This window comes from Microbulbifer thermotolerans (assembly GCF_900112305.1).
Lineage (GTDB): Bacteria > Pseudomonadota > Gammaproteobacteria > Pseudomonadales > Cellvibrionaceae > Microbulbifer > Microbulbifer thermotolerans.
In genome coordinates, this window is sequence record NZ_FOKT01000006.1 from 231,675 (window position 1) to 253,857 (window position 22,183).

Sequence of the window (22,183 nt, forward strand, 5' to 3'; positions counted from 1 at the left end):
ATAGCACTGTCGGATACCTACCAATACCCGGCACTTTCGAAATACTCATCCCATCTCCTATGTACCGCATCTGGGTCTGAAGAGTCTTTACCTCCAGTAGGCGAGTTCAACAGAGGTTTCCTGCAAAAGACATCCCGCAATAACCTGTTGTCAAAGGCGTGTAAAAATAGTGGATCGAATAAACCGGCTATGGATGGCCCTGCTTACGCTTGTGATGACGCTGTGGTTGCATCCGGCTTGGGCGCAAATTGTGGATGTCGTCAGCCCAACGGAGATGCAGGCTGAAGCGATTCGCTCTCCGGAAGAGCCCTATTTTTCTGTCACAGATTCCATTGCCCCTGGGACATTGGATCTTATCAGTGCGGTACATCGGGCGGTGGAGTGGCATCCCGTTATCTCAGAATCGGTCGTTGCTCTGCAACGGGAACGCGAAAATGTGCGTGCTGCCAGAGCCGGTTACTTTCCGCAAATAGGTGTGAATTTTGTCGCCGGGCGAGACACGGAAGACGACCGCGGCGGCGACGGGCACGTGGTGCAGATCTACGCATCGCAGATGCTCTATGACTTTGGCGAAGTCTCGAGCGAAGTCGATCTGGCGATGGCGGATATGCAGCGCTCCCGGGCGGTGGTACTTCAGGCGATCGATACCGTTGCCCGCGATACAGCACAGGCCGCAATTGAAGTACAGCGTTACCAGGCACTGTTGCAATCCGCCGAGGAACAGATTGAAGGCGTTTCTGCAATTACCGCTCTGGTACAGATGCGCAGCGACAGAGGCGCGAGTTCGCGCTCCGATGTGCTCCAGGCCCGCTCGCGCATGGAGGCGGCAAGGGCATCGAAACAGCGAGTGGAAGCGGAATTAAACCGCTGGCGAAGTACATTGCAGTATCTGATGGGCAGCCGCGACCGGTTCAGTATGTCTATGGAAATACCGGATGCAATCCGCCATGCGTGCGAAGTGGTATCGCCGGAAATCTCCGCTGTGCCGGAAGTGCTGATAGCAGAAGCGGCGCGGGCAGAGGCGATGGCGCGTCTGGAAGAGGCCAGGGCGGGTGCCTGGCCTACATTGTCACTCGATGCCAGCGTCAACAACTACCTGGATCAGCAATATGTGGATGCCAGGGCCTTGGACCAAAATGAAAGTGCGGTGTTTTTAAATTTGTCCATGCCAATTTATCAAGGTGGACGAATTTCTGCGAACAAGGCATCGGGAGTGCATGCACTGCGGGCAGCAGACGCGGCAAAAGACGCGGCGCGTGTATCGGTGATGCAGGCACTGCTGGCGGCACAGGAAGAAGCCAGCGGTTTAAGCCGTAGTTTGTCCATTCTCAATTCCCGCGAGCGCGCGATTGCCGAAACGCGCGATCTCTACAGGAAGCAGTACTCTTCCCTGGGTACCCGAACTCTGCTCGATCTATTGAATGCGGAACAGGAATTACACCAGGCGCGGCAAGAAAAGAATAATGCCCGCTACGATTTAAGCCGGCTGCAAATTGACTGCCTGTATAACCTGGGTGCACTCAGAAGAGCCTTTGAACTGGAGGGGCGGGAGATACAGGGTGTGGAGGTACTCCCTTGAGCGATAGCGAAGTTTTGGCGGCGGAAGCCGCCGCCCGGCCAGTGGAGGGCGCCGAGGAACGGTTGGATTATTCCCCCTGGCTGGATGCGATTCTGGTTGTTGCGCGGCACTACCGGCTGGAATATTCGGCGGAAAATGTGCGTATTGCGGGGAACTGGAGCGGCGACGAGCCAGTGGAAACTGTGATCCGGCATATGGCCCGCCAAGCCGGCCTGACGGTGCGATTTGCGGATTTCAAAAAAACTCTTTTGACACCCTGGCGTCTGCCTCTGGTGGTACAGCTCACTGATGGGCAGGTCGGCGTTATCGAAACCATCGCCGCGGACGGCAGTCTCGGTATTAGCTACAGCGGTGACCAGGGGCTTGAGAGCCGGATTGGTGTGGATGAGATCGCAAGCCGGATTTCCCAGACCTTGATCTTGCGCCCTGCGCGCAATGTCTCTGACGCCCGCGTCGATGAATACATCAAGCCGGACAACAAACACTGGTTCCGTAAGATTATTTTGCGCGATCTGAAACCTTACGGGCACGTGATGTTGGCGACAACCGTGGCCAATACACTGGCGCTGTCGGGAATACTCTTCGCCAGGCAGGTGTACGACCGCGTGATACCGGCGGAATCCATGCCGACACTTTATGTGCTGTTCAGTGGTGTGATGTTGGCGGTTGTATTCGATTTCATCATGCGCATGATGCGGGTACGAATTACCGATCTGCTGGGTAAACGCGCGGATATCCGCGTATCGGATCTCGTATTCGGCCACGCGGTACGCCTGCGCAATTCCGCCAAACCCAAGTCCACCGGTACTTTTATTTCACAGATCCGCGAGCTGGAGCGCGTGCGGGAAATGGTGACGTCCACCACCATACTGGCACTGGCGGATATGCCCTTTTTTCTGCTTTTTTTGCTGGTGATGTGGGTGATCGGCGGCCCCCTGGTACTGGTGCCCCTGGGCGCGGTGATATTACTGATTGTGCCGGGCCTGCTGGCACAGAGAAAGCTGGCAAAGCTGGCTTCGGAAACCATGCGCGAGTCATCGCTGCGCAATGCCATGTTGGTGGAAAGCGTGCAGGGCATGGAGGATATCAAAGCGCTGCAGGCGGAGCAGCGTTTTCAGCGCCAGTGGAACCACTACAACGCCGTGACGGCGGATTCTAATTTAAAGCTCCGATACTTGGTCAATATGCTGATGACCTGGACGCACAATGTGCAGTCTTCAGTATTTGCGGTCATTATTTTGTTCGGCGCTCCCATGGTGATGGCCGGTGATATGACCACGGGCTCCCTAGTGGCGGCATCGATTCTCGGCTCTCGTATGATGTCGCCTATGGCGCATATCACCCAGGTGCTGAGCCGCTGGCAGCAGGCGAAATTCGCACTCAAAGGACTGGACGAAATTATGCAGCGCCCAGTGGATCATCCGGAGGGCAGTAAGCGGGTGCACAAGCCGGTGATTCTCGGCGCCTATCACTTTAAAAGGGCCGTTTTTCAATACGGGGACGAGACCGGCGAAGCCGCGCTGATGGTTTCGGAGCTTTCCATTAAACCCGGCGAACGCATCGCGGTATTGGGGCGCAACGGCGCCGGTAAATCGACGTTGTTGCAGGCTCTGTCCGGCATACTGGAGCCCGTCAGCGGACGCGCCGATCTGGATGGCGTCTGCATGGCCCATATAGACCCGGCGGATATCCGCCGGGATGTGGGGTTGCTCAGCCAAAACGCCGGACTTTTTCACGGCACTTTGCGGGAGAATCTGACACTGGGCGCGCCCCATGCGACAGATGCGGAAATACTGTGGGCACTGGAAATGAGCGGGGCCCTGGAGCTGGTGCAGAAATTGCCGCGCGGCTTGGACCACGTCATTCTTGAAGGCGGTCAGGGGCTTTCCGGCGGACAGCGTCAGTCACTGCTGTTGTCGCGCCTGATGATTCGCCAGCCTCATATTCTGTTATTGGACGAACCCACGGCATCGCTGGATGAGTCCACGGAGCGGCGCTTTATCCAGCGCCTGGATGACTGGTGTCAAAAGCGTACGCTGATTGTAGCGACACACCGTACCAGTGTGCTCAGCCTGGTGAATCGGATTCTGGTAGTGGAGGGCGGACGTATTGTCATGGACGACACCAAGGCGTGCGTACTGGAACAACTCGCCCAGTCCGTCAGCCGCGAGCGGCGGGAAAGAGAAGGGATGTCCTGATGGCGAGTAACAAAACAGCCCCGTGTGACAGAAAATTCTCGGGTTTTAAATCTATACCGCTATTGGAATCCGATTATCACGGAACGGGGCAGTACAGCAGTGATGAGGCGGACGAGGCCACAATGGTGCGTTCCACCCGTGTTGTGTGGGTGGTGTTTTTGTTGATTGCGGCTCTGGTGGGTTGGTCTTATTTCGCGCAGGTCGACGAAGTGTCATCCGGGGCTGGCAAGGTTATTCCCACTTCGCGCGCACAGGTGATTCAGTCTTTGGAAGGGGGAATACTCGCGGAACTGCTGGTCAGCGAAGGAGATATTGTTGAGCGCGGGCAGATATTGGCACAACTGGACCCGACCAAAGTGCGTTCCAATGTGGAAGAGAGCGCGGCGAGATACCGCGCGGCCCTGGCCCGCGCGGCGCGATTGACGGCGGAAGTTAACGGAACCGCTTTGGCATTTCCAAAGGAACTTGAGGGGCACGAAGACCTGAAAGCCAAGGAGACGAAGCTTTATGTCACCCGGAAGCAAGGGTTGGAGGAGTCCCTCAAGGGATTGCGGGAATCTTTGCAACTGGTGCAGAGGGAATTGTCCATCACCCAATCGCTTGTCAGCTCCGGCGCCGCGAGCAATGTGGAAGTGCTGCGCTTGAGCCGGCAGAAATCGGAACTGGAATTGAAAATCCGCGAAGTGCGCTCCGAGTATATGGTGAAGGCGCGGGAAGAACTCGCAACGGTCAGTGCCGAAGTGGAAGCGCTGTCGTCTGTGCTGGCGGGACGCTCGGATTCACTGACGCGGCTGACCCATCGATCCCCGGTGCGGGGTATTGTCAAGGATATCGAAGTCACCACTATTGGCGGTGTCATTCCTCCCAACGGCCGCTTGATGGAAATCGTGCCTCTGGATGATCAGCTGTTGATTGAGGCGCGTATATCCCCGCGGGATATTGCCTTTATTCATCCCGGGCAGCCGGCCAAAGTGAAGATCACCGCCTACGACTATGCCATTTATGGCGGCCTGGACGGTAAAGTGACGACGATTTCACCTGACACCATCCAGGATGAAATCAATCCAGATCAGTTTTATTACCGTGTCTTTATCCTCACAGAATCCGATGCCCTGTTGAACAAGGAAGGTGAAAAATTTCCCATAGTCCCGGGAATGATTGCGACCGTGGACGTGAAAACCGGTTCGAAAACCATTTTTGATTATCTGGTGAAACCAATGAATATGGCGCGTGAGGCGCTGAGGGAGCGCTAGGGAGGGCCGGCTAACACATCTCCGTTGTAAACGGTTTGTGAGCGGTTGGCGGTAATATGACGGGCAGGAAAAAGCTGTTTTCAACGCTCTTGCTGTTGTTTGACTGGCTCGGAGCCAGCCTGGGGTTCGCCGCCTCAGCACAGTCGGTCACACTGACAGCGGAAGTTACAGTAGTCAACAATTCAGACCGGAATATCGACGGGTATGTCCACAGATTTTCCGTCCCTGTCAGCGACCATATGCAGCAAAAACTGGTCGCTATCCGCTACGATTATCCGGAAGGCTTTGAACGCAAGGCGCACCGGCGTGGCGACAGCGATTACGTGGAGTTGCGATGGAATATTCCCGCCAGGACCACATCTGTCAGAAGAGTGCACTTTGACCTGGAGTTATCCTCCTACAATTATCGAAAGGTGCCGGACTCCGTAGATCCGAATCCCGCTGTGTATTATTTGCAGCCGAGGAAATATATCGAATCGAATTCCAGTGCCATCCAACGCCTCGCGGCGCAGATAGAGCGAACATACGAAACGGATGAGGAAAGGTTAAGGGCGGCGTTTTTATTGCCGCAGCAGATGATTGAGTACCGGGTGCAGCCCACGGAAGGGGCGCTCTACGCGATAAAGCACGGCAAGGGTGACTGTACCGAATTTGCGGCCCTGTTTGTCGCTCTAGCGAGGGCGATGGGATTTCCGGCACGGATGACAACAGATTTTTTGTTTACCTCCAGAACGGAATTCCGGCAGCCAAACCATCACTCGGCGGAAGTCTATTTGCATGGGAAGTGGATTCCAGTGGACCCGAATCTTGCCCTGGATCCAAAATTCGGTTACGGCTTCGGTGTCGGAAAAGCGAAAAAAATTGTTCTCAACCGGGATTTTTCCTGGGTGTGGTCCAATCTTTGGCCGAAAAGTTTTCGAGGCTATTCTCGCTATACGGATGTAAAGGTGCACTGGAAAATACACCGGGATGGGAAGGATGGATATTAGTCTTCCGGAAGGTTTGGAGGAAATCACGGAGCGGGAAAATAATTACGAAGAGTCCCCGCATTTGCACAGCCGGTCCGTGGGTATTTCCCTCATCAGTGCCGCGGCTGAAAAGCGTGGGCTGAATGTCAATATGCACCGGGGATTGGTTTACGAGATTTCGGATGAGAACCGGCGGGTGCTTTTTCTGCAAAACTCGCCGGAGAACTCGACGGTCTTCAGCTATTGCGCACGTAAAAAACACTTGGCAAAGATTTTGCTGGCGCGCAGGGGGGTACAGGTCCCGGCGGGAGAAGTGTTTACCCGTTATGATGACGCTTTGCAGTATTTTGAACAGTGTCATTTTCCTGTGGCGTTAAAGCCCGTGGACGGTGCACATGGAACCGGAGTCAGCGCGGGCGTATCCACCGTAGAGGAGTTTCAGATTGCTTGGGAGAATGCCAGCGCGTCCGCGAGCGAGGTCATTGTCGAGCAGTCGATTAAAGGGTATGACCTCCGTGTCATTGTGATCGGGGGCAGTGCTGTGGCAGCTTATATCCGAATCCCCGCCAATGTGGTTGGAGATGGTGTCAGTACCATAGCGGAGTTGGTGGAGCGTAAGAATGAGCGCCGCAAGCTGAACCCGAGTCTAAGGATCGATATGCTCAAGCGTTTCGATCTTCTGGAGCGTCAAGGGCGTTCTTTGAGCGATGTTCCCGCTGAGAACGAAAGGGTCTGGCTGGCCAGTGTGGCCAATATATCCGTCGGTGGTGAGGTGGTACAGTGTATTGACCATATCAATCCCTCGGTGTTGCGGGTAGCAGAGGAGGCGGCCAGGGCTTTTCCGGGATTGCCACAGGTCGGTGTGGATTTAATGCTCGATGACTCCGGAGAACGTGAGCGTATTTGGGTTATAGAGGTGAATTCCAATCCCGGTATTTCCGATGCCGTTTTTCCCGGTTACGGCAGGCCGGTCGATGTGCCGGATGCCTTGCTCGATTTTGTCTTCAAGAAACAGCCGCAAAACACCGGTACAACCGATGAGTACCCGCTGGTATTGGCAGAACCCTACACCTACGCCACCTGTGAGCCTTTATTATCAAAAAATTCAGATCGCCAGGTAGAGTTAATCAAACAAGCTGCCTACGCCTGTAATCTCACGGTGGAGGATCTGGCGGACAATTTGTATGTTCTTTCTTCGCAACACAATTCCGTCACCTTTTACAAGGGCCTGCCGGATAGAACCAATGTGATTTCCCGCAAGGCAAGCCGAAACCGTCGCTGGTTATTGGAGCTTTTGCAGCAGCGGGGCGTATTTGCGTCTGTCCATCCTTCGGATAGAGCACCTTATATGCAGTATCGCCTGGTTGTCGTTAACAATACGCTGGTGGCAGGTATCAGCGGCGGCAGTCACTCCGGCAAGAAGGGAGAGAAGTGCCGTTTTGATCGCGGTAACCGGGATGTCAGTGATGAAATTCATCCCGGGTTTGCGCGCATCGCTATAGAGGCGGTCAATGCAATTTTCAATCCATTCATTGCCGGTATTGATCTTATTGCCACGGATATCCGTCGCTCTCCGGACCGGCAGACCTGGAAAGTGAATGACGTGCTTTGTCATCCCAACCTGTCCCTGCATCACTTCCCCAACTGCGGTCTGGGCCGCGACCTGGCCGGGAAACTGATTCGAGCGCTTTTCCCCGAGCTGGCTAATCAATCTCTGCCCAACCGTTGTGTATTCGCAACCATAGAAGGGCGGGTGCAGGGTGTCGGCTTCCGCAACTGGCTGGAAAGGCAAGCCGTATTACACGCTGTCCACGGTTGGGCGCGCAATACGCCAGATGGGAAGGTGGAAGTGTTTATGGAGGGAAGAGAGAAGGCAGTGGATGCCCTGCTGACTCTATGTGAGGCCGGGCCGCCTGCCGCCTCGGTATCCGGGATCTCCGTGAAAGAGTATCCGTTTGTCGGTCTTCGGACATTTATTGTTCTCCGCTAGGGGTGATTACTTTTCGAAAGTACTGAGTTGAATATCCGGAGCGCGTGAAACAGCGGTTTTTGAGGTAGGGAGCATGCCGATGCATGTCGTCAAGTCTGTTTTCTGCACGCCGATATTGGTGCGGGACTGGGGGGATTCCGCTGATTTAAACCAACGGCTGAGCAAAATTATTCTGGAAAAGGAGGCAAAAGCACCGGCAGTCCAGCGTTCGAATATTGGCAGCTGGGATTCCAACAAGGATTTCCTGGAGTGGCCCTATACAGAGATTCAGCAGTTTAAGGCTTTTATCGTAGAGGCGGTCAGAGAAATTACGTTCAAAGCCACCAAGGGCAAGTACAATCCGAAACCGGAGGATATGTTTGCCCATGCCTGGGCCAATGTATCCCGGGCAGATAGTTACCGGAAAATCCACAATCACGAGTCTTGTACCTGGTCCGGTGTTTACTATGTCAAGTCGCGTCTTGTGAAGGAAAAATGCAAGAGCAGTGGGAATATTGAGTTTCTCGACCCCAGAATGCTCTGTATTGCCACGGAACTGCCCGACAGCAATTTCGGTGGCCGGGTCAAATTGCTGCCGCGGGCTGGCAGAATGGTGCTCTTTCCGAATTGGCTGCATCACTATGTCAATCCGGTGGAGGATAAATCGCTGCGGATTTGTATCGCTTTCAATGTGAAGCTGGAAACCAGCTCTGTAAAGCGGCGCATGAATACCATGTGTGCCTTGGGTGGGGTTTCCTGAGACAGTGACGATGTATCTTTAGGGGCACTGTCATGAGTTTGGGCGCGCAGAGAAACTGTTCACGCCATGATCCTGGCTTTCTATCTGTCGGAAAGCGTCTCTTTCTCCGTGCAGAAAGTTGCCCGTAGGTTCCTTAAGGAACCTCCGTATAACTGCTGCTCTTCTGTGCTTCCTCCATCAAAAGACGGGGTACATCGCCAAAATCGGAATCCCTCCGGGAGCCTTTGATTAATATCAGGTCCGCGCTGCGTGCGAATTCCGCCAGATAGCGGACCAGTGGCGCCGCTGTGGAGAAATGCGGACCGAGTATTGTTTCCGGAAGCTGTTCGCGCAAGTAGCGCATCTCATCACCGTGCGTGATTACCCAGTCCGCGCCGCTGGCGAGCAGAGGTTCCGCCAGCTTGTGGTGCAGCGCCCTGGCTTGTTCGCCGAGATGTACGATGCGCCCGAGTACGGCGATTTTGCGCCCGCCGTCGTTTACCGGAGTCTGTTCAAATACGGAAAAAGCGTTCAGCATGGAGCTGATAGTGGCATTCCAGCTGTCGTCGATCACACTCAGCAGGCGGCCGCCCAGGTCCAGTTGGAGGCGCTGCAGGTGTCCTTCGTCCAACTGCAGATGTTGCAGGGTTTGCGCCGCCGCCTCCAGGTCCCGTTCCATGGCGTAGACGGCGGAGAGGGCTGCCACGGCGTTGTAGACCATGCCGGTGCTGGGCGCAGCCACGCGAAATTGGAGCTGTTGATCTGGCGTGCGCAGAGTTACCCAGCTGCCTTCTTCGTCGCCGCGTATATCCACTATCTGTATTTCCGCGGCGTCGCTGCTGCCGAAAATCACAACGCGCTGTGCGTGTTTACGCGCCTGTTGCATCACGTAATCAAAGCATTGCAAATGTTCCCCGACAACAGCGACTGCACGGCCTGTGAGGCCGTCGAAAATACGGGATTTCCACTTTGCGGTGTCCTGCACGGTTTTTACCCGCTTGGTGGTCTGGGACAGGCCGATCTCGGTAATCAGCGCAATGGTAGGTTTGATCTGCCGTGTAATGGGGCCGCGCTTCATCCACAGCGCGCTCTGCGCCACTTCGATCACTGCGGCTTCGTGGTCGCCATTCAGGCTGGCGAGCATGGAGGGGGCGCCGACACGGGAATTGTAATTGCCGAGGCTGGTGAGCGCTTTTTCCCGGCTGCCGAGCATTTGCCCCAGCATTTTCAGGGTGGTGGATTTGCCTGCGGTACCGGTAATTGCAATAACGTCGCCGTGGAAGCGGCTGCGCGCGGCAAAGCCGAGTTCGATAATCGCCTTGATGGGGTCGTCCACTTGCAATACCGGTAGCTGGGGCGGCAGTCCGGGCACTGGTCTGGCGACGATAGCACCGGCGATAGTGTCGGCGAAGCTGGGCAGTTTTTTGTGCAGGTCCCAGCCCTTGGGCCAGGGCGTGGTGCTCTGTTCGTGGAAGGCGCGGTCCAGGTTGGTGTGGGCCACGAACAGGACCGGGGCCAGGGACTGCGGGATAAACCCTTTGCCGGAGACCACGCTGCGCACAAGCCACCCCTGCGGCGGTTCCACCAGCCAGCGGCCGCCGGTGACCGCTAACAGCTGTTCGGCGTTCCATGTCTGGCCGGGGTGGTGCTCGTGTACCAGCGGGGGAAAATCTGTTCGGTAGTGGGGCGGTTTTTTCTGTTTGGCAGCGCTGTTTTTCGCCTCGATATCGATATGGGTGACCATGCCTTCCAGCGGGACGGGATCGATGGTTTCCCCCGCGGCGATCAGTCCCAGGTGCAGTTGCAGCTTGGCTTTTGTCAGAGTTTTGGGGGCCGGTGGCCTGAGGCCGTAGAAATCCCGGTAAATGACGCCAGGCTGCCAGCGGCTGGTGGGCATCTGCCAGTCGCAGGGATCGTGGTCCATGGCTTTTCCCCAGTAGGGCATGGACGTTTTCTCCGTGGGGACAGCGCGGAAATCAATGCGGTAGTCTTTGCTCGGTATTTCATCCGCGGTCCAGAAGGATTCCACCCACAGCAGCTGCCGCGACTTGATCTCGCGCGGATGGAAACGCAATCCCACCAGTGTGAGCGGGCCGAAACGGCGCGGGGAAATCCTCGCATCTTCGGGCACTGAGTCCACCTGCCAGGCGGGATTTGTCGGGCGGGGGGTATGGATGAGCGCGTCCAGGTTGTAGCGGGTGGGGGCCACCGGTTCCCGCTCGGCTCGGGGTCTGTCCGGCGGGGCCAGGGTAATGGTGGCACTGCCGTCTTCGAGCAGTTGCATACTGGTGCCGAGTTTTGCGCACAACTCTGCGTAACGGCGGCTTGCGGCTAAGGCTTTGTCCCCAGTCAACTGACGGCTGAAACCGAAACCTGCGCCTACGGGCACGAAGTGGACTTTTTCCACCCCCCGGTGGCTGAGCTCCAGGCGGAAGACGCCGCTGTCGGCAAGGGTGTGGCGCACGGCATCGAAGAGCAGGTCGCCGGCGTCGTGGATGATCGGGCGTTCGCGATAAATCTCAATGCCCTGTAGCAGGTGGGCACTGGCCCCGAGCACAGCGTCGGCGCCGGCATCGATGATTGCCTGGCCCACAGCGATTTCCTCCAGCCCTGGGTGGGTTTCCAGGTTGGGACCCCAGTGAACCGCGACCAGTACCACCTGTGCCCGCTGCCGCGCCGCCTGTATCCGCGGCGCCAGTTGCGCTATCCACAATTGTGGGTTTGACAGAGGCAGGTAGGCACAGCCGGGCGAGTCCTCGCCGGCGGCGAAACGCCGCTGGGTTGCGTCCACGGAAAAAATAGCCACGTTGAGCGGGCCGGCGGGGCGGATTACCGGTGTCAAAGCGGCGTTCAGATTGGGCCCGGCGCCGGTGTGGCCGATACCGACCGCATCCAGCCAGCGGCACTGCTCCAGCAGCGCTTCGGGGCCGTAATCCCCGCTGTGGTTGTTGGCGGTGGTGACCACGTCGATTTTCGCAGCTGCCAGTTGCCGCAGCATTTCCGGTCTGGCGCGGTAGTAGTAGGGGGCGGATTCCCCTTTGTCGACGCCCTGTTCGCCGCTGGTTGCCACCACGCATTCCAGGTTGACGATACTGAGGTCGGCGTCGTTGAGCGCGGGGATTTTTCCCAGTACCGCTTCTTCTCCCAACTCTGCAGTGCGGTAGTGCTGGCGCCGCGCCAGGTTGACATCGCCTCCCCAGGCTGCCACTGGCGCGTCGCTTTGCGGCGCAACCGGGTGCAGGGTTTCGTCCACAAGGGGCGTGGGCGCTGCCGCCTGTCCGCCGTTGCGCAAATAGTTCCGGTAAGCCACAAATCCGGACAGATAGTGCTCCACATCGTCGATACGCACGCGGAAGGCGTGGTGGCGGATAAAAAAGCTGCCGGTGATTCGCTGAGGGTTGCGGAAGAACATGGCGAATTCCGGCCAGAAGTAGCCGTTGAGCAGGTAGTGGGCCCGCTTGTGCAGTGCGCGGTAAAACCAGTCCAGGTTTATTTGCGTCAGCAGGTGCGCAAAGCGCTCCTCCCGCTGCAGGCGGGCAATCATCTTTTGCGCCGCCATCATCAGTTCGAGCAGGGTGGGGAAGGTGGTGATGCGGTTTTCCACAAAGTCCAGATAGTCGGCGACGTTGCGGATACCGAACTGATAGTACTTCTCTTCCGGGCGGTAGAGCGTCAACTCATTGACACAGTAGCTCAGCCAGTGATCGTGGGCTCTCCAGTGTCTGGCGGCAATAAAGTAGGCAAAGGCTTTTTCCACCATGGCCAGCCAGCGGGGGTTGCGAGTGAGCCCGTAGAGACGCATCAACCCGAAAGCCGCTTCACCGTCGTAGTAGACAATGCGGAACGCCTCCTTGACTGTGAGATCCGGGAATTGCAGCACATGCACGAATTTACCGCTATGCGGGTCTTGCATGTATTGAATGCCGAGTGCCAATTCATCCATCAGCGGCAGGTATTGTTCCGATTTGGTGAGCTCGGTGAACTTCACAAGGGCGAGCAGGCACACGGCATTGCCGCCGAGTTTTATTTCGCCGTTGCTCTCCACCAGGAAGGCGGCGTCTGCACCGGATGGCAGGGTGACCCGCTGGATGAGTTTTTCCGTCAGGTAGGTGATCGACCGGTCGATGGCGTCTTTTAACTTTTGATCCCCGGTCACTTCCCAAGCTTCCAGCATGGCGTAGGTGCTGCTGGTGTGCCGCAGGGTATTGTAGGTATCGATATATTTGTCGTAACAGGCGTGCCAGCCGTAGTAAAAGCGGCCGCTGGGTTTTACCTGGCTGGCCAGGTATTGGCTGCTGGTTTCAATGAGTCGGGTGACACTGTCTTCATCGAGTGTTTCAATAATGCGTCGACCGGCATTGCGTCCCGGTCCGTAGAGTGGTACCGGGCTTCCGCACGCATCGCAAAAAATCCCTTTGGTGGATAGTACGAAGACCGTTTTTTCATCGGAAAAATCGACTTCCAAATGGTTGCCGTAGCGTCTGCGGACATAGGAGCGGAAATTTTTTTCGTTGATGACGGCGTGGCTGATTTTATTGCCACCATAAATCATGGCGTTGCCGTTTAGTTCCTGTTCCAGGAAGGCGTATTGATATTCCGGGTCCAGGGCGATGCCGTAGCGGAAATAGGCGCGTTTGGTCGCTTCGAAACGCCGCTTTAAATCGCCCCAGGTCATGGACTCCGCTTCGAAAATCCAGTCCACCCTAAGCCAGCAGACATCCATCTTGGACGCGTTGGCGGCGCGCCGCGCCATCGCGGCGGCCGTCTGCCAGGCGGTGGCGAAATCCTTTGCGCTGGCGTGTTGAACCTTGGCCCGCTGTTTGCCGTCACTCACGGAAAAAAACAAAGTATATGGCGGTGTGAGTTCGCGCAGCGCTTTTTCAACGGCGGGGCGGGTTTGCATCAACAGTTTGGAGAGGGACATGTTTTTAACGTGTTGGCTGTGGATTTTGGCGCGCCTGTGTATTCGCAGAAGCGCCTACTGGATGAATATTTAACCTCTGAAATATTGTTGGCGGTCCAACGAAAGCGTTGTATTCAGCGGTGATGTCTTTGCGGGGCAATGTAATGCCCGGCCCGCGCGCAGAAAGGCCGACCGATGGATTCGCCAGAGCGGGCATCATTTTTCCCTGGGATAGAGTGAAGCCCGTTTATTTCGCTACGGCGAAAAAAAGTATAGACCCGGTGCCGGATACTGCCTGTTGGGGATTATTGCGGTGAAATTGACGTGAAATCGCGCTGAGCGAAAGGGGGAAGTTTTTGGCGAAATGATTAAGGAACCTCTGATTAATTCGCTTCCTGACGGTAAAAATTCTTTGGAGCTAGATGAGAAGCTCAGGTGATAGGATGGCTATTTCGAAACCGTCGGATACAGGGAAGTACTCGTGCGTTTTCGAAATGTCCGTCCTATTGCCTGAGCGCCCCGGAAGCCACCATAGTGTTCACGCGAATTAATCAGAGGTTCCTAAGTCCGGGCGGGCACTTCACAGGTCTTGAGCGAATGGCTCTGAGGTATTTTAAAGTTCCGCCGCCAATCGCGAGCCCTGATTGATCGCCCGCTTGGCGTCCAGCTCAGCGGCTTCATCGGCGCCGCCGATCAGATGAACACTGACGCCACTACCCTGTAATGCATCGTACAGATCCCGCGCGGGTTCCTGGCCGGCGCAGATGACGACATTGTCCACTTCCAGCAACTGCTCCTGATCGCCGACGCGGATATGTAAGCCGCGGTCGTCGATTTTTTCATAGCTGGCACCGGCGATCATTTGCACATGGCGATGTTTGAGGCTGGTGCGGTGAATCCAGCCGGTGGTTTTGCCGAGTCCTGCGCCCACCTTGGTAGTTTTACGCTGCAACAGTGTCACCTGGCGCGGAGCCGAGACCGGTGCGGGCTGCTTGAGGCCGGCGCGGTGTTCCAGTTGGATATCCACACCCCATTCGTCGAAGAATTCCTGTTTGCCAATGGGCGTCAGCTCTCCGTGGCTGTCGCCGTCGTGGGTAAGGTATTCGGCCACATCGAAGCCGATACCGCCGGCACCGATAATCGCCACCTTCTGTCCCACCGGTTTGCCGTATTTCAGTACGTCCAGGTAGCTCAGTACTTTTTCGTGTTCGATACCGGGAATTGGCGGTGTGCGCGGGTGTATGCCGGTAGCGATAATGACTTCGTCGAATTTCTGCAGGTCACTTGCGCTGGCGCGGGTGTTGAGTCTCACATCGACACCAGTGGTTTCGAGGCGGCGGTTGAAATAGCGCAGGGTTTCCTCAAATTCGGCTTTGCCGGGAATGCGTTTGGCGATATTGAACTGACCGCCAATTTTTTCCTCGGCTTCAAAGAGGGTTACTTTGTGACCGCGCTCCGCCGCCACTGTTGCCGCCGCCAGGCCGGCGGGACCGGCGCCGACTACGGCAATAGTTTTGGGGTTGTCTGTAGGGAGATATTGCAGCTCTGTTTCGTGACAGGCGCGGGGGTTTACGAGACAGGAAGTCAGCTTTAGTTCAAAAGTGTGGTCCAGGCAAGCCTGGTTGCAGCCGATACAGGTGTTGATTTCGTCGGCGCGATTTTGTGCCGCTTTGTTGACGAACTCGGGATCGGCAAGGAAGGGCCGTGCCATGGAGACCATATCCGCGTGACCTGCGGCCAGCACCTCTTCGGCCACTTGCGGCATATTGATTCGGTTGCTGGTGATCACCGGCACGCTTAAGTGCTGCTTCACTTTGGCGGTAATTTCCGTAAATGCGGCGCGGGGCACAGCGGTGGCAATGGTGGGAACGCGGGCCTCATGCCAGCCGATGCCGGTGTTGATGATGGTCGCGCCCGCTTTTTCGATCGCTTTGCCGAGGGCGACCACTTCTTCAAAGGTGCTGCCGTCCTCGACCAGATCGAGCATGGACAGCCGATAGATAATAATAAAATCATCGCCTACTGCTTCGCGCACACGGCGCACAATTTCAATTGGCAGGCGGATGCGATTTTCGAAGCTGCCGCCCCATTCGTCAGTGCGTTTGTTGGTGCGGGAGACGATGAATTGATTGATGAAATAGCCTTCCGAACCCATGATTTCAACGCCGTCGTAACCGGCTTCGCGGGCCAGGGTGGCACAGCGCACATAGTCGTCGATCTGGCCTTCGATTTCCTCACTCGTCAGCTCGCGTGGGGTAAAGGGGTTGATCGGGGCCTGGATGGGCGAGGGAGCAACCAGGTTTTGGTTGTAGGCATAGCGGCCGGTATGCAGTATCTGCATACAGATTTTGCCGCCTTCGGCGTGTACAGCTTCGGTGATTTCGCGGTGGTGCTGGGCTTCTTCCGGCGTGGTCATTTTGGCGGAACCCGCGAAGACTCCGCCCTCCTCGTTGGGCGCTATACCGCCGGTCACAATCAGGCCCACACCGCCGCGGGCGCGCTCGGCATAAAAGGCCGCCAGCCGTGTAAATCCGCCAGCGTGCTCTTCCAGGTTGGTGTGCATCGAGCCCATCAGCACCCGGTTTTTCAGTGTGGTAAAGCCCAGGTCCAGCGGGGCCAGCAGGTGGGGGTAAGCTTGGGACATGGCGATTCTCTCTTCTTGTGACGGACAAGATATGCAAGAAGTTGCATATAGCTGCGGTGGAGAATAACAAGCCGGAAATGTTGCGGCAGTGACCAATCCGGTCGAATTCTTTGGCCTGTTCGGGGTTGTGTATCCATGAGCCGCGCTTATTCGCTGCCTCTACCCTATTGCTTGAGCGCCCCCCGCCTCACCGCTGGCCGGTGCGAAAGTGTCAGAGGTGTACCAGATCCATTAGCTGAGCCCGCAGCCATCGGTTGGCTGGATCATCGTGCTGGCTTTTGTGCCACAACAGATGCCAGTCTATCTGGGGAATCTGAAAGGGTAATTCGAACCGCCGTGCCGGAAACTGATCGGCGAGGCTCGCGGGCACCGTCAGTGCCAGGTCACTGCGCAGTACCACCAGTGGCGCTACCCGATAGTGTTGCACGCGCAGCTTGATCTCCCGCTGGCGGCCCAGTTTGTTCAAGGCGATATCCACCAGGCCGGGGCCACTGCGGCGGCTGGATACGTGGATATGCTCCAGTTGCAGGTATTGCTCCAGGGTCAGGCTGTCTTGCTTCGCCAGTGGGTGGTCGGCGCGCAGCATGCACAGATAGCGGTCGCGGATAAGGCGCTGCTGCTTAAGCTGCGTGGCTGTAGGCAGGGGTATATCGAGACCGAAATCCAGCGTATTGGCGGCCAGCTCCTTTGCCAACTGGTCCCGGGGTACATAGTAGGACTCCACACGGATTCCGGGCGCCAGCTGCTGCAGCCGCTCCAGAAGCCGCGGCAGTAACAGCGTTTCGGCCATGTCATTCATCGACAGGCGCAGGGTCTTGCGCGCAGCGGCTGGGTCGAACTGGCGCTGTTCATTCAGGCTGCCGCCGAGCAGCGCCAGCCCTTGCTGAACTTTGGGCATGATGCGCTCGGTCAAGGGCGTGGGCTGCATGCCCGAGGGGGTGCGGGTGAACAGGGGGTCGTCCAGCGTGCGCCGCAGGCGGGCCAGCGCATTGCTGACCGCCGGTTGGGTAATGTGCAGCCGCTGTGCCGCGCGGGTCAGATTGCGCTCGCTGTAGATCGCTTCCAGCACCAGGAAGAGATTCATATCCATTTGCTGCAGCTGCACAGGCGGCACCCATCATAAACATTGTGAATGATTGAATATTCGCATAATAAACTTCAATGATCCAATGGCCGAGGCTAAGGTGGAGATCAAACCGGGGAGAAAGCATTGGCTGAGTTTTACACGGTGCGCCACGGGCAGGCCTCATTCGGCGCCGATGATTACGACAAGTTATCCCCACTGGGCTGGCGTCAGGCGCGCTGGCTGGGGGAACACTGGCGCGAGGTGGGTGTGGCATTCGACCGGATTCTCTGTGGCGACCTGTTGCGGCACCGGGAAACGGCACAGGGCATCTGTGAGGGGCTGGAAATGGACGGCTCCCGGGTACGGCTGGCGCCGCAGCTCAATGAATTTGATTTTCACAGTGTGCTGCAGTGCTACGGTGAGCGCGATCCGCAATCGGTGCCGCCACCCGGTACCGGCCGCTCTGAGTTTTACCGTTTCCTGAAAAAGGCCATGTTGGCCTGGGCAGCGGGGGAGATCCATCCGCTGGAGCGCTGGTGTGATTTTGAGCGGCGTATCGAAGACGCTCTGGAGTTGATCGCAGACGCGCCGAAAGGCAGTAAAACCCTGGTGGTCAGTTCCGGCGGCGCTATTGCGATGCTGGTGTGCCGGGTGTTGGGCGGCCCCGCGGAGACGGTGACCAGGCTCAATCTGCAAATAAAAAATACGGCGGTAAGCCGCTTTTTTATCGGTGCCGACGGTATCGCCCTGCACAGTTTCAACCACGTGCCGCATCTCGAAAGGGATGGGCGGCGGAAATTTATCACCTACAGCTAGAGCGCGCGATGGATTTTGAATATTCCCCCAAGGTGCAACAACTGCTAAATCGCCTGAAAAAATTTATGGGCGAACACATCTATCCCGCTGAAGAGGCCTTTCATGAACAGTTGCGAGCCGATCCCTGGGGCGAACCGCCGCTGCTGTCGGAATTAAAAGCGCGGGCCCGCGAACAAGGGCTGTGGAATCTTTTTATGCCGGACCCGCAATTCGGCGCGGGGTTGTCGAATCTCGAATACGCGCCCCTGGCGGAGGAAATGGGCAAGGTGGTCTGGTCTTCGGAAGTATTCAACTGCAGTGCGCCGGACACCGGCAACATGGAGGTGCTCGCCCGGTACGGCAGTCCGCAGCAGCAGAAACAGTGGTTGGCGCCGTTACTGGCCGGGGAAATCCGCTCCGCTTTTGCGATGACAGAGCCCAAGGTGGCGTCTTCCGACGCAACCAATATCGAGACATCCATAGTGCGCGACGGCGATGACTATGTCATCAACGGTCACAAGTTTTACATCAGCGGGCTGATGAACCGGCGCTGCAGGATTCTGATCGTAATGGGAAAAACAGATCCAACCAATCCCGATCGCCACCGGCAGCAGTCGCAGATTTTGGTGCCCACCGATACACCGGGCGTCGAAATCATTCGCCCGATGACTGTGTTCGGTTACGACGATGCCCCCGAGGGACACGCGGAAGTGATCTTTGACAATGTGCGTGTGCCTGCGGCCAACTTGATTCTGGGCGAGGGGCGGGGCTTTGAAATCGCACAGGGGCGCTTGGGACCTGGGCGTATCCACCACTGTATGCGCCTGATTGGCCAGGCTCAAAGGGCTTTGGAAATGATGGCCAGGCGCGCGGAGCAGCGCGTTGTTTTCGGCCGCCGGATGAGTGCGCAGGGCTCGGTGCGGGAGGACATTGCCAAAAGTGCCTGCGAAATAGAACAGGCGCGTCTGCTGACACTGAAGGCCGCGGATCAGATGGATAGATACGGCAACAAGGCGGCCAGGGATTTGATCGCCATGATCAAAATCGTGGCGCCGCAAATGGCCTGCAGGGTGATCGACCGCGCGATACAAATTCATGGTGCCGCCGGATTGAGTCAGGACTACAACCTGGCGCAGCACTACGCTTATGCGCGCACTGTGCGTCTGGCGGATGGCCCGGATCAGGTGCATATGATGCAACTGGGGCGCAACCTGGCGGCCCGCTACGGCGCGCAAGACTGACACGGGAGCGGCGCATGGAACAAAAAACTGCACAACAGCGCGACGCGGTGGCACAGCTGCCGCTGGAAAGCCTGGAAAAATATCTGGCCGCGCATATCGACGGATTTCGCGGCCCGCTTTCCGTGCGCAAATTTTCCGGCGGCCAGTCGAATCCCACCTTCAAGCTTGAAGCGGCATCCGGTCTTTATGTGTTGCGCCGCCAGCCGCCGGGCAAGTTGCTGAAATCCGCCCACGCGGTGGACCGGGAATTCCGGGTCATGCGCGCACTGGCGGATACAGATGTGCCCGTGCCGCGGGTGATGCATCTGTGCGAGGACCCGACGTTGATCGGGTCACTCTTTTTTGTCATGGAATATTGTGAAGGACGTATTTTTTGGCACGCCGACCTGCCGGAAGTGGACGAGCGCCAGCGCATGGCGATCTACGACGAGATGAACCGGGTGCTGGCGGCGCTGCACAGTGTGGATATCGAATCTGTGGGACTTTCCGATTACGGCCGCCCGGGCAATTATTTTGAGCGCCAGTTTGAGCGCTGGCGCGGTCAGTATCGGGCATCGGAACTTTCCCGCATCGGTGCCATGGAATCCCTGATGGCATGGTTGGCGAAAAACCTTCCGGAAGACGATGGCCGTGTGGCGCTGGTACACGGCGACTACCGCCTGGATAACATTATGTTTCACCACCGCGAGGCGCGGGCGGTCGCCTTGCTCGACTGGGAACTCTCCACCCTGGGCCACCCCTTCGCCGATCTCGCCTACCAGTGTATGCAAATGCGTATGCCCGCCGACGGCGGCAAGATATCCGGCCTGATGGGCCTGGACAGGGCGGCGCTGGGGATTCCTTCGGAGCGGGAATATGTGGCGCGCTATTGCGAACGCATGGGGATTGGCGGAATCGATAATTGGGCCTTCTATCTGGCGTTCAGCTTCTTCCGCCTGGCCGCCATTATCCAGGGCGTGGCCAAGCGCGCGCAGGATGGCAATGCCTCCAATAAAAATGCGGCAACACTGGGCAGGCTGGTGGAACCGGTGGCTCTTATGGCGTTGGACGTTATCGAGACCGACGGCTGACTTTTCGCAGCGGGCGCTCCCGTCCCGCGGCGCAGGACATCAACGGAGATAGGCGAATGGCTACCAATTTGTTTGACCTCAGAGGAAAAATCGCCCTGGTAACGGGGGCCAGCCGCGGCATCGGTGAAGCCGTTGCCAAACTGCTGGCGGAGCAGGGCGCCCATGTGCTGGTTTCCAGCCGCAAAATCGAAGGCTGCCGCGCGGTTGCGGAGGCAATTGTCGACGTCGGCGGTTCGGCGGAGGCCGTGCCCTGCCATATCGGTAATATGGACGACATAGCCGCGCTGTTCGACGGCATCCGCCAGAAGCATGGCCGCCTGGATATTCTGGTGAACAATGCGGCCACCAATCCCTATTTCGGTCATATCCTCGACACAGACCTGGGGGCTTTTCAGAAGACCGTGGATGTCAATATTCGCGGTTATTTCTTTATGTCGGTCGAGGCCGGCAAACTGATGCGTGCGCAGGGGGGCGGCTGTATTGTGAATACCGCTTCCGTCAATGCTTTGCAGCCGGGTGTGGGCCAGGGAATTTATTCCATTACCAAGGCCGCGGTCGTCAATATGACCAAGGCTTTTGCCAAAGAATGTGCCCAGTTCAATATCCGCGTCAACGCGCTGCTTCCGGGGCTCACGCGCACGAAATTTGCCGGTGCGTTGTTCACTCACGAAGAAATCTACAAGACCGCCATTGAGCATATCCCCATGCACCGCCATGCGGAGCCGGAGGAAATGGCGGGAACGGTTCTCTATTTGGTGTCCGACGCTTCCAGCTATACCACCGGCGAATGTGTCGTTGTCGACGGAGGCCTGGTTTGTTGCGGAGGTGTTTAATGGAACGCGATCCTCTTCTGGACTTCAAAGGCAGGGTGGCGCTGATCACCGGTGCCGCCGGAGGCCTTGGCGCAGGTTTGGCGCGGGAACTGGGCATTCGCGGCGCGCAATTAATATTGGGTGATATCGACGAGCGCGGCGTGCAGGAAGTGGCGCGGGAACTGGAAGCAGAAGGTATTGCTGTGCGCGCGCAGCGTTGCGATGTCTCTGTCGAAAGCGATTGCGCCGCGCTGGTGGAACTTGCTCTGTCCCAGTTTGGTTCACTGGATATCGCGGTCAACAACGCGGGTATAGCTCCGCCCATGCAGGCCCTTGAGACGGTGGATGCGGGGGTGCTGGAAAAACAGCACAACGTCAACGTGAAGGGCGTTTATTTCTGCCTTAAACACCAGCTGAAAGCGATGAAGCCGAGGCGCTCGGGCATTATCCTCAATGTCAGTTCCATGGCCGGACTCGGCGCCGCGCCCAAAGCGGCCACCTATTCGGCGGCCAAGCACGCGGTGATTGGCCTGACCCGCACGGCGGCGGTGGAAAACGCTAAATACAATATTCGCGTCAATGCGGTCTGCCCCTTTTTCACCCTGACCAGAATGGTGACAGACTTGCAGCCACCGGAAGGCGTTAGCGGCGACCAGATGCAGGCATATTTGGCCAGTGGTTGTCCGATGAAACGGCTGGCGGAACCGCGAGAGGTAGTTAACGCCATGCTCTTCTTCTGCTCCCCCGCACTCACCTATATTACCGGGCAGGCGCTGGCGGTGGATGGCGGCGTTTCAGCCTTTTAAGGAACCTCTGATTAAGTCACTTTCTGGTGGCAGAGGCGCTTCGGGAGCGGATGTGAAGCTCAGGTGGTAGGACGTACATTGCGAAACCGTCGGAGCTACAGGGAAGTACTCGTGCGTTTTCGAAATGTACGTCCTATTGC

Annotated in this window: 14 protein-coding genes; 11 read left to right on the forward strand and 3 right to left on the reverse strand. The window is 57.2% G+C overall.

Features of this window, described 5'->3' with window-relative positions:
- The first annotated feature begins 169 nt into the window (after window positions 1-169).
- From BM155_RS11470 to BM155_RS11495, 6 genes are all read left to right on the forward strand, one after another.
- On the forward strand, window positions 170-1,579 hold the full coding sequence (locus BM155_RS11470; RefSeq protein WP_254773177.1) for a TolC family outer membrane protein: 1,410 nt from the start codon (window positions 170-172) through the stop codon (window positions 1,577-1,579).
- The gene (locus BM155_RS11475) at window positions 1,576-3,777 is read left to right on the forward strand and encodes a type I secretion system permease/ATPase (RefSeq protein ID WP_074903200.1); all 2,202 of its coding nucleotides are present in this window, start codon (window positions 1,576-1,578) and stop codon (window positions 3,775-3,777) included. The genes BM155_RS11470 and BM155_RS11475 overlap by 4 nt, the downstream gene beginning before the upstream one ends.
- Window positions 3,777-5,030, forward strand: coding sequence for an HlyD family type I secretion periplasmic adaptor subunit (locus tag BM155_RS11480; RefSeq protein ID WP_082817486.1), 1,254 nt, complete (start codon window positions 3,777-3,779; stop codon window positions 5,028-5,030). The genes BM155_RS11475 and BM155_RS11480 overlap by 1 nt, the downstream gene beginning before the upstream one ends.
- A 56-nt stretch (window positions 5,031-5,086) precedes the next feature.
- On the forward strand, window positions 5,087-6,019 hold the full coding sequence (locus BM155_RS11485; protein WP_074903202.1) for a transglutaminase-like domain-containing protein: 933 nt from the start codon (window positions 5,087-5,089) through the stop codon (window positions 6,017-6,019).
- A complete protein-coding gene (locus BM155_RS11490; RefSeq protein WP_074903204.1) occupies window positions 6,009-7,988 on the forward strand; it encodes an acylphosphatase in 1,980 nt (659 codons plus the stop codon). The genes BM155_RS11485 and BM155_RS11490 overlap by 11 nt, the downstream gene beginning before the upstream one ends.
- Window positions 7,989-8,061: 73 nt before the next feature.
- Entirely contained in the window at window positions 8,062-8,727 is a 666-nt protein-coding gene (locus BM155_RS11495; RefSeq protein WP_254773178.1) for a TIGR02466 family protein, read from the forward strand.
- Between the two features lie 133 nt (window positions 8,728-8,860).
- Here the strand turns inward: BM155_RS11495 and BM155_RS11500 are convergent, their stop codons facing one another.
- From BM155_RS11500 to BM155_RS11510, 3 genes are all read right to left on the reverse strand, one after another.
- Entirely contained in the window at window positions 8,861-13,630 is a 4,770-nt protein-coding gene (locus tag BM155_RS11500) for a CapA family protein (RefSeq protein ID WP_074903206.1), read from the reverse strand.
- 592 nt (window positions 13,631-14,222) lie between these two features.
- Window positions 14,223-16,253: an NADPH-dependent 2,4-dienoyl-CoA reductase gene (locus BM155_RS11505; RefSeq protein WP_067154176.1), complete on the reverse strand. Its 2,031-nt coding sequence runs from the start codon at window positions 16,251-16,253 to the stop codon at window positions 14,223-14,225.
- Between the two features lie 211 nt (window positions 16,254-16,464).
- Window positions 16,465-17,358, reverse strand: coding sequence for a LysR family transcriptional regulator (locus BM155_RS11510; RefSeq protein ID WP_074903355.1), 894 nt, complete (start codon window positions 17,356-17,358; stop codon window positions 16,465-16,467).
- 105 nt (window positions 17,359-17,463) lie between these two features.
- On the opposite strand from BM155_RS11510, the gene BM155_RS11515 reads away from it, so the two are divergent.
- Genes BM155_RS11515 through BM155_RS11535 form a run of 5 tightly spaced genes read left to right on the forward strand, consistent with a single transcriptional unit; the run spans window position 17,464 to window position 22,043 of the window.
- Complete coding sequence (locus BM155_RS11515; protein ID WP_074903208.1) at window positions 17,464-18,135, forward strand: histidine phosphatase family protein; 672 nt, start codon at window positions 17,464-17,466, stop codon at window positions 18,133-18,135.
- Window positions 18,136-18,143: 8 nt separating this feature from the next.
- Window positions 18,144-19,355 carry an acyl-CoA dehydrogenase family protein gene (locus BM155_RS11520; protein WP_074903210.1) on the forward strand — a complete coding sequence of 404 codons (1,212 nt, stop codon included), beginning with the start codon at window positions 18,144-18,146 and terminating at the stop codon, window positions 19,353-19,355.
- 14 nt (window positions 19,356-19,369) lie between these two features.
- Window positions 19,370-20,425: a phosphotransferase gene (locus BM155_RS11525; protein ID WP_074903212.1), complete on the forward strand. Its 1,056-nt coding sequence runs from the start codon at window positions 19,370-19,372 to the stop codon at window positions 20,423-20,425.
- Window positions 20,426-20,481: 56 nt separating this feature from the next.
- A complete protein-coding gene (locus BM155_RS11530; protein ID WP_067154163.1) occupies window positions 20,482-21,258 on the forward strand; it encodes an SDR family oxidoreductase in 777 nt (258 codons plus the stop codon).
- Window positions 21,258-22,043, forward strand: coding sequence for an SDR family NAD(P)-dependent oxidoreductase (locus BM155_RS11535; RefSeq protein ID WP_074903215.1), 786 nt, complete (start codon window positions 21,258-21,260; stop codon window positions 22,041-22,043). Before BM155_RS11530 ends, BM155_RS11535 begins: the two co-directional genes overlap by 1 nt.
- The last annotated feature ends 140 nt before the right edge of the window (window positions 22,044-22,183 follow it).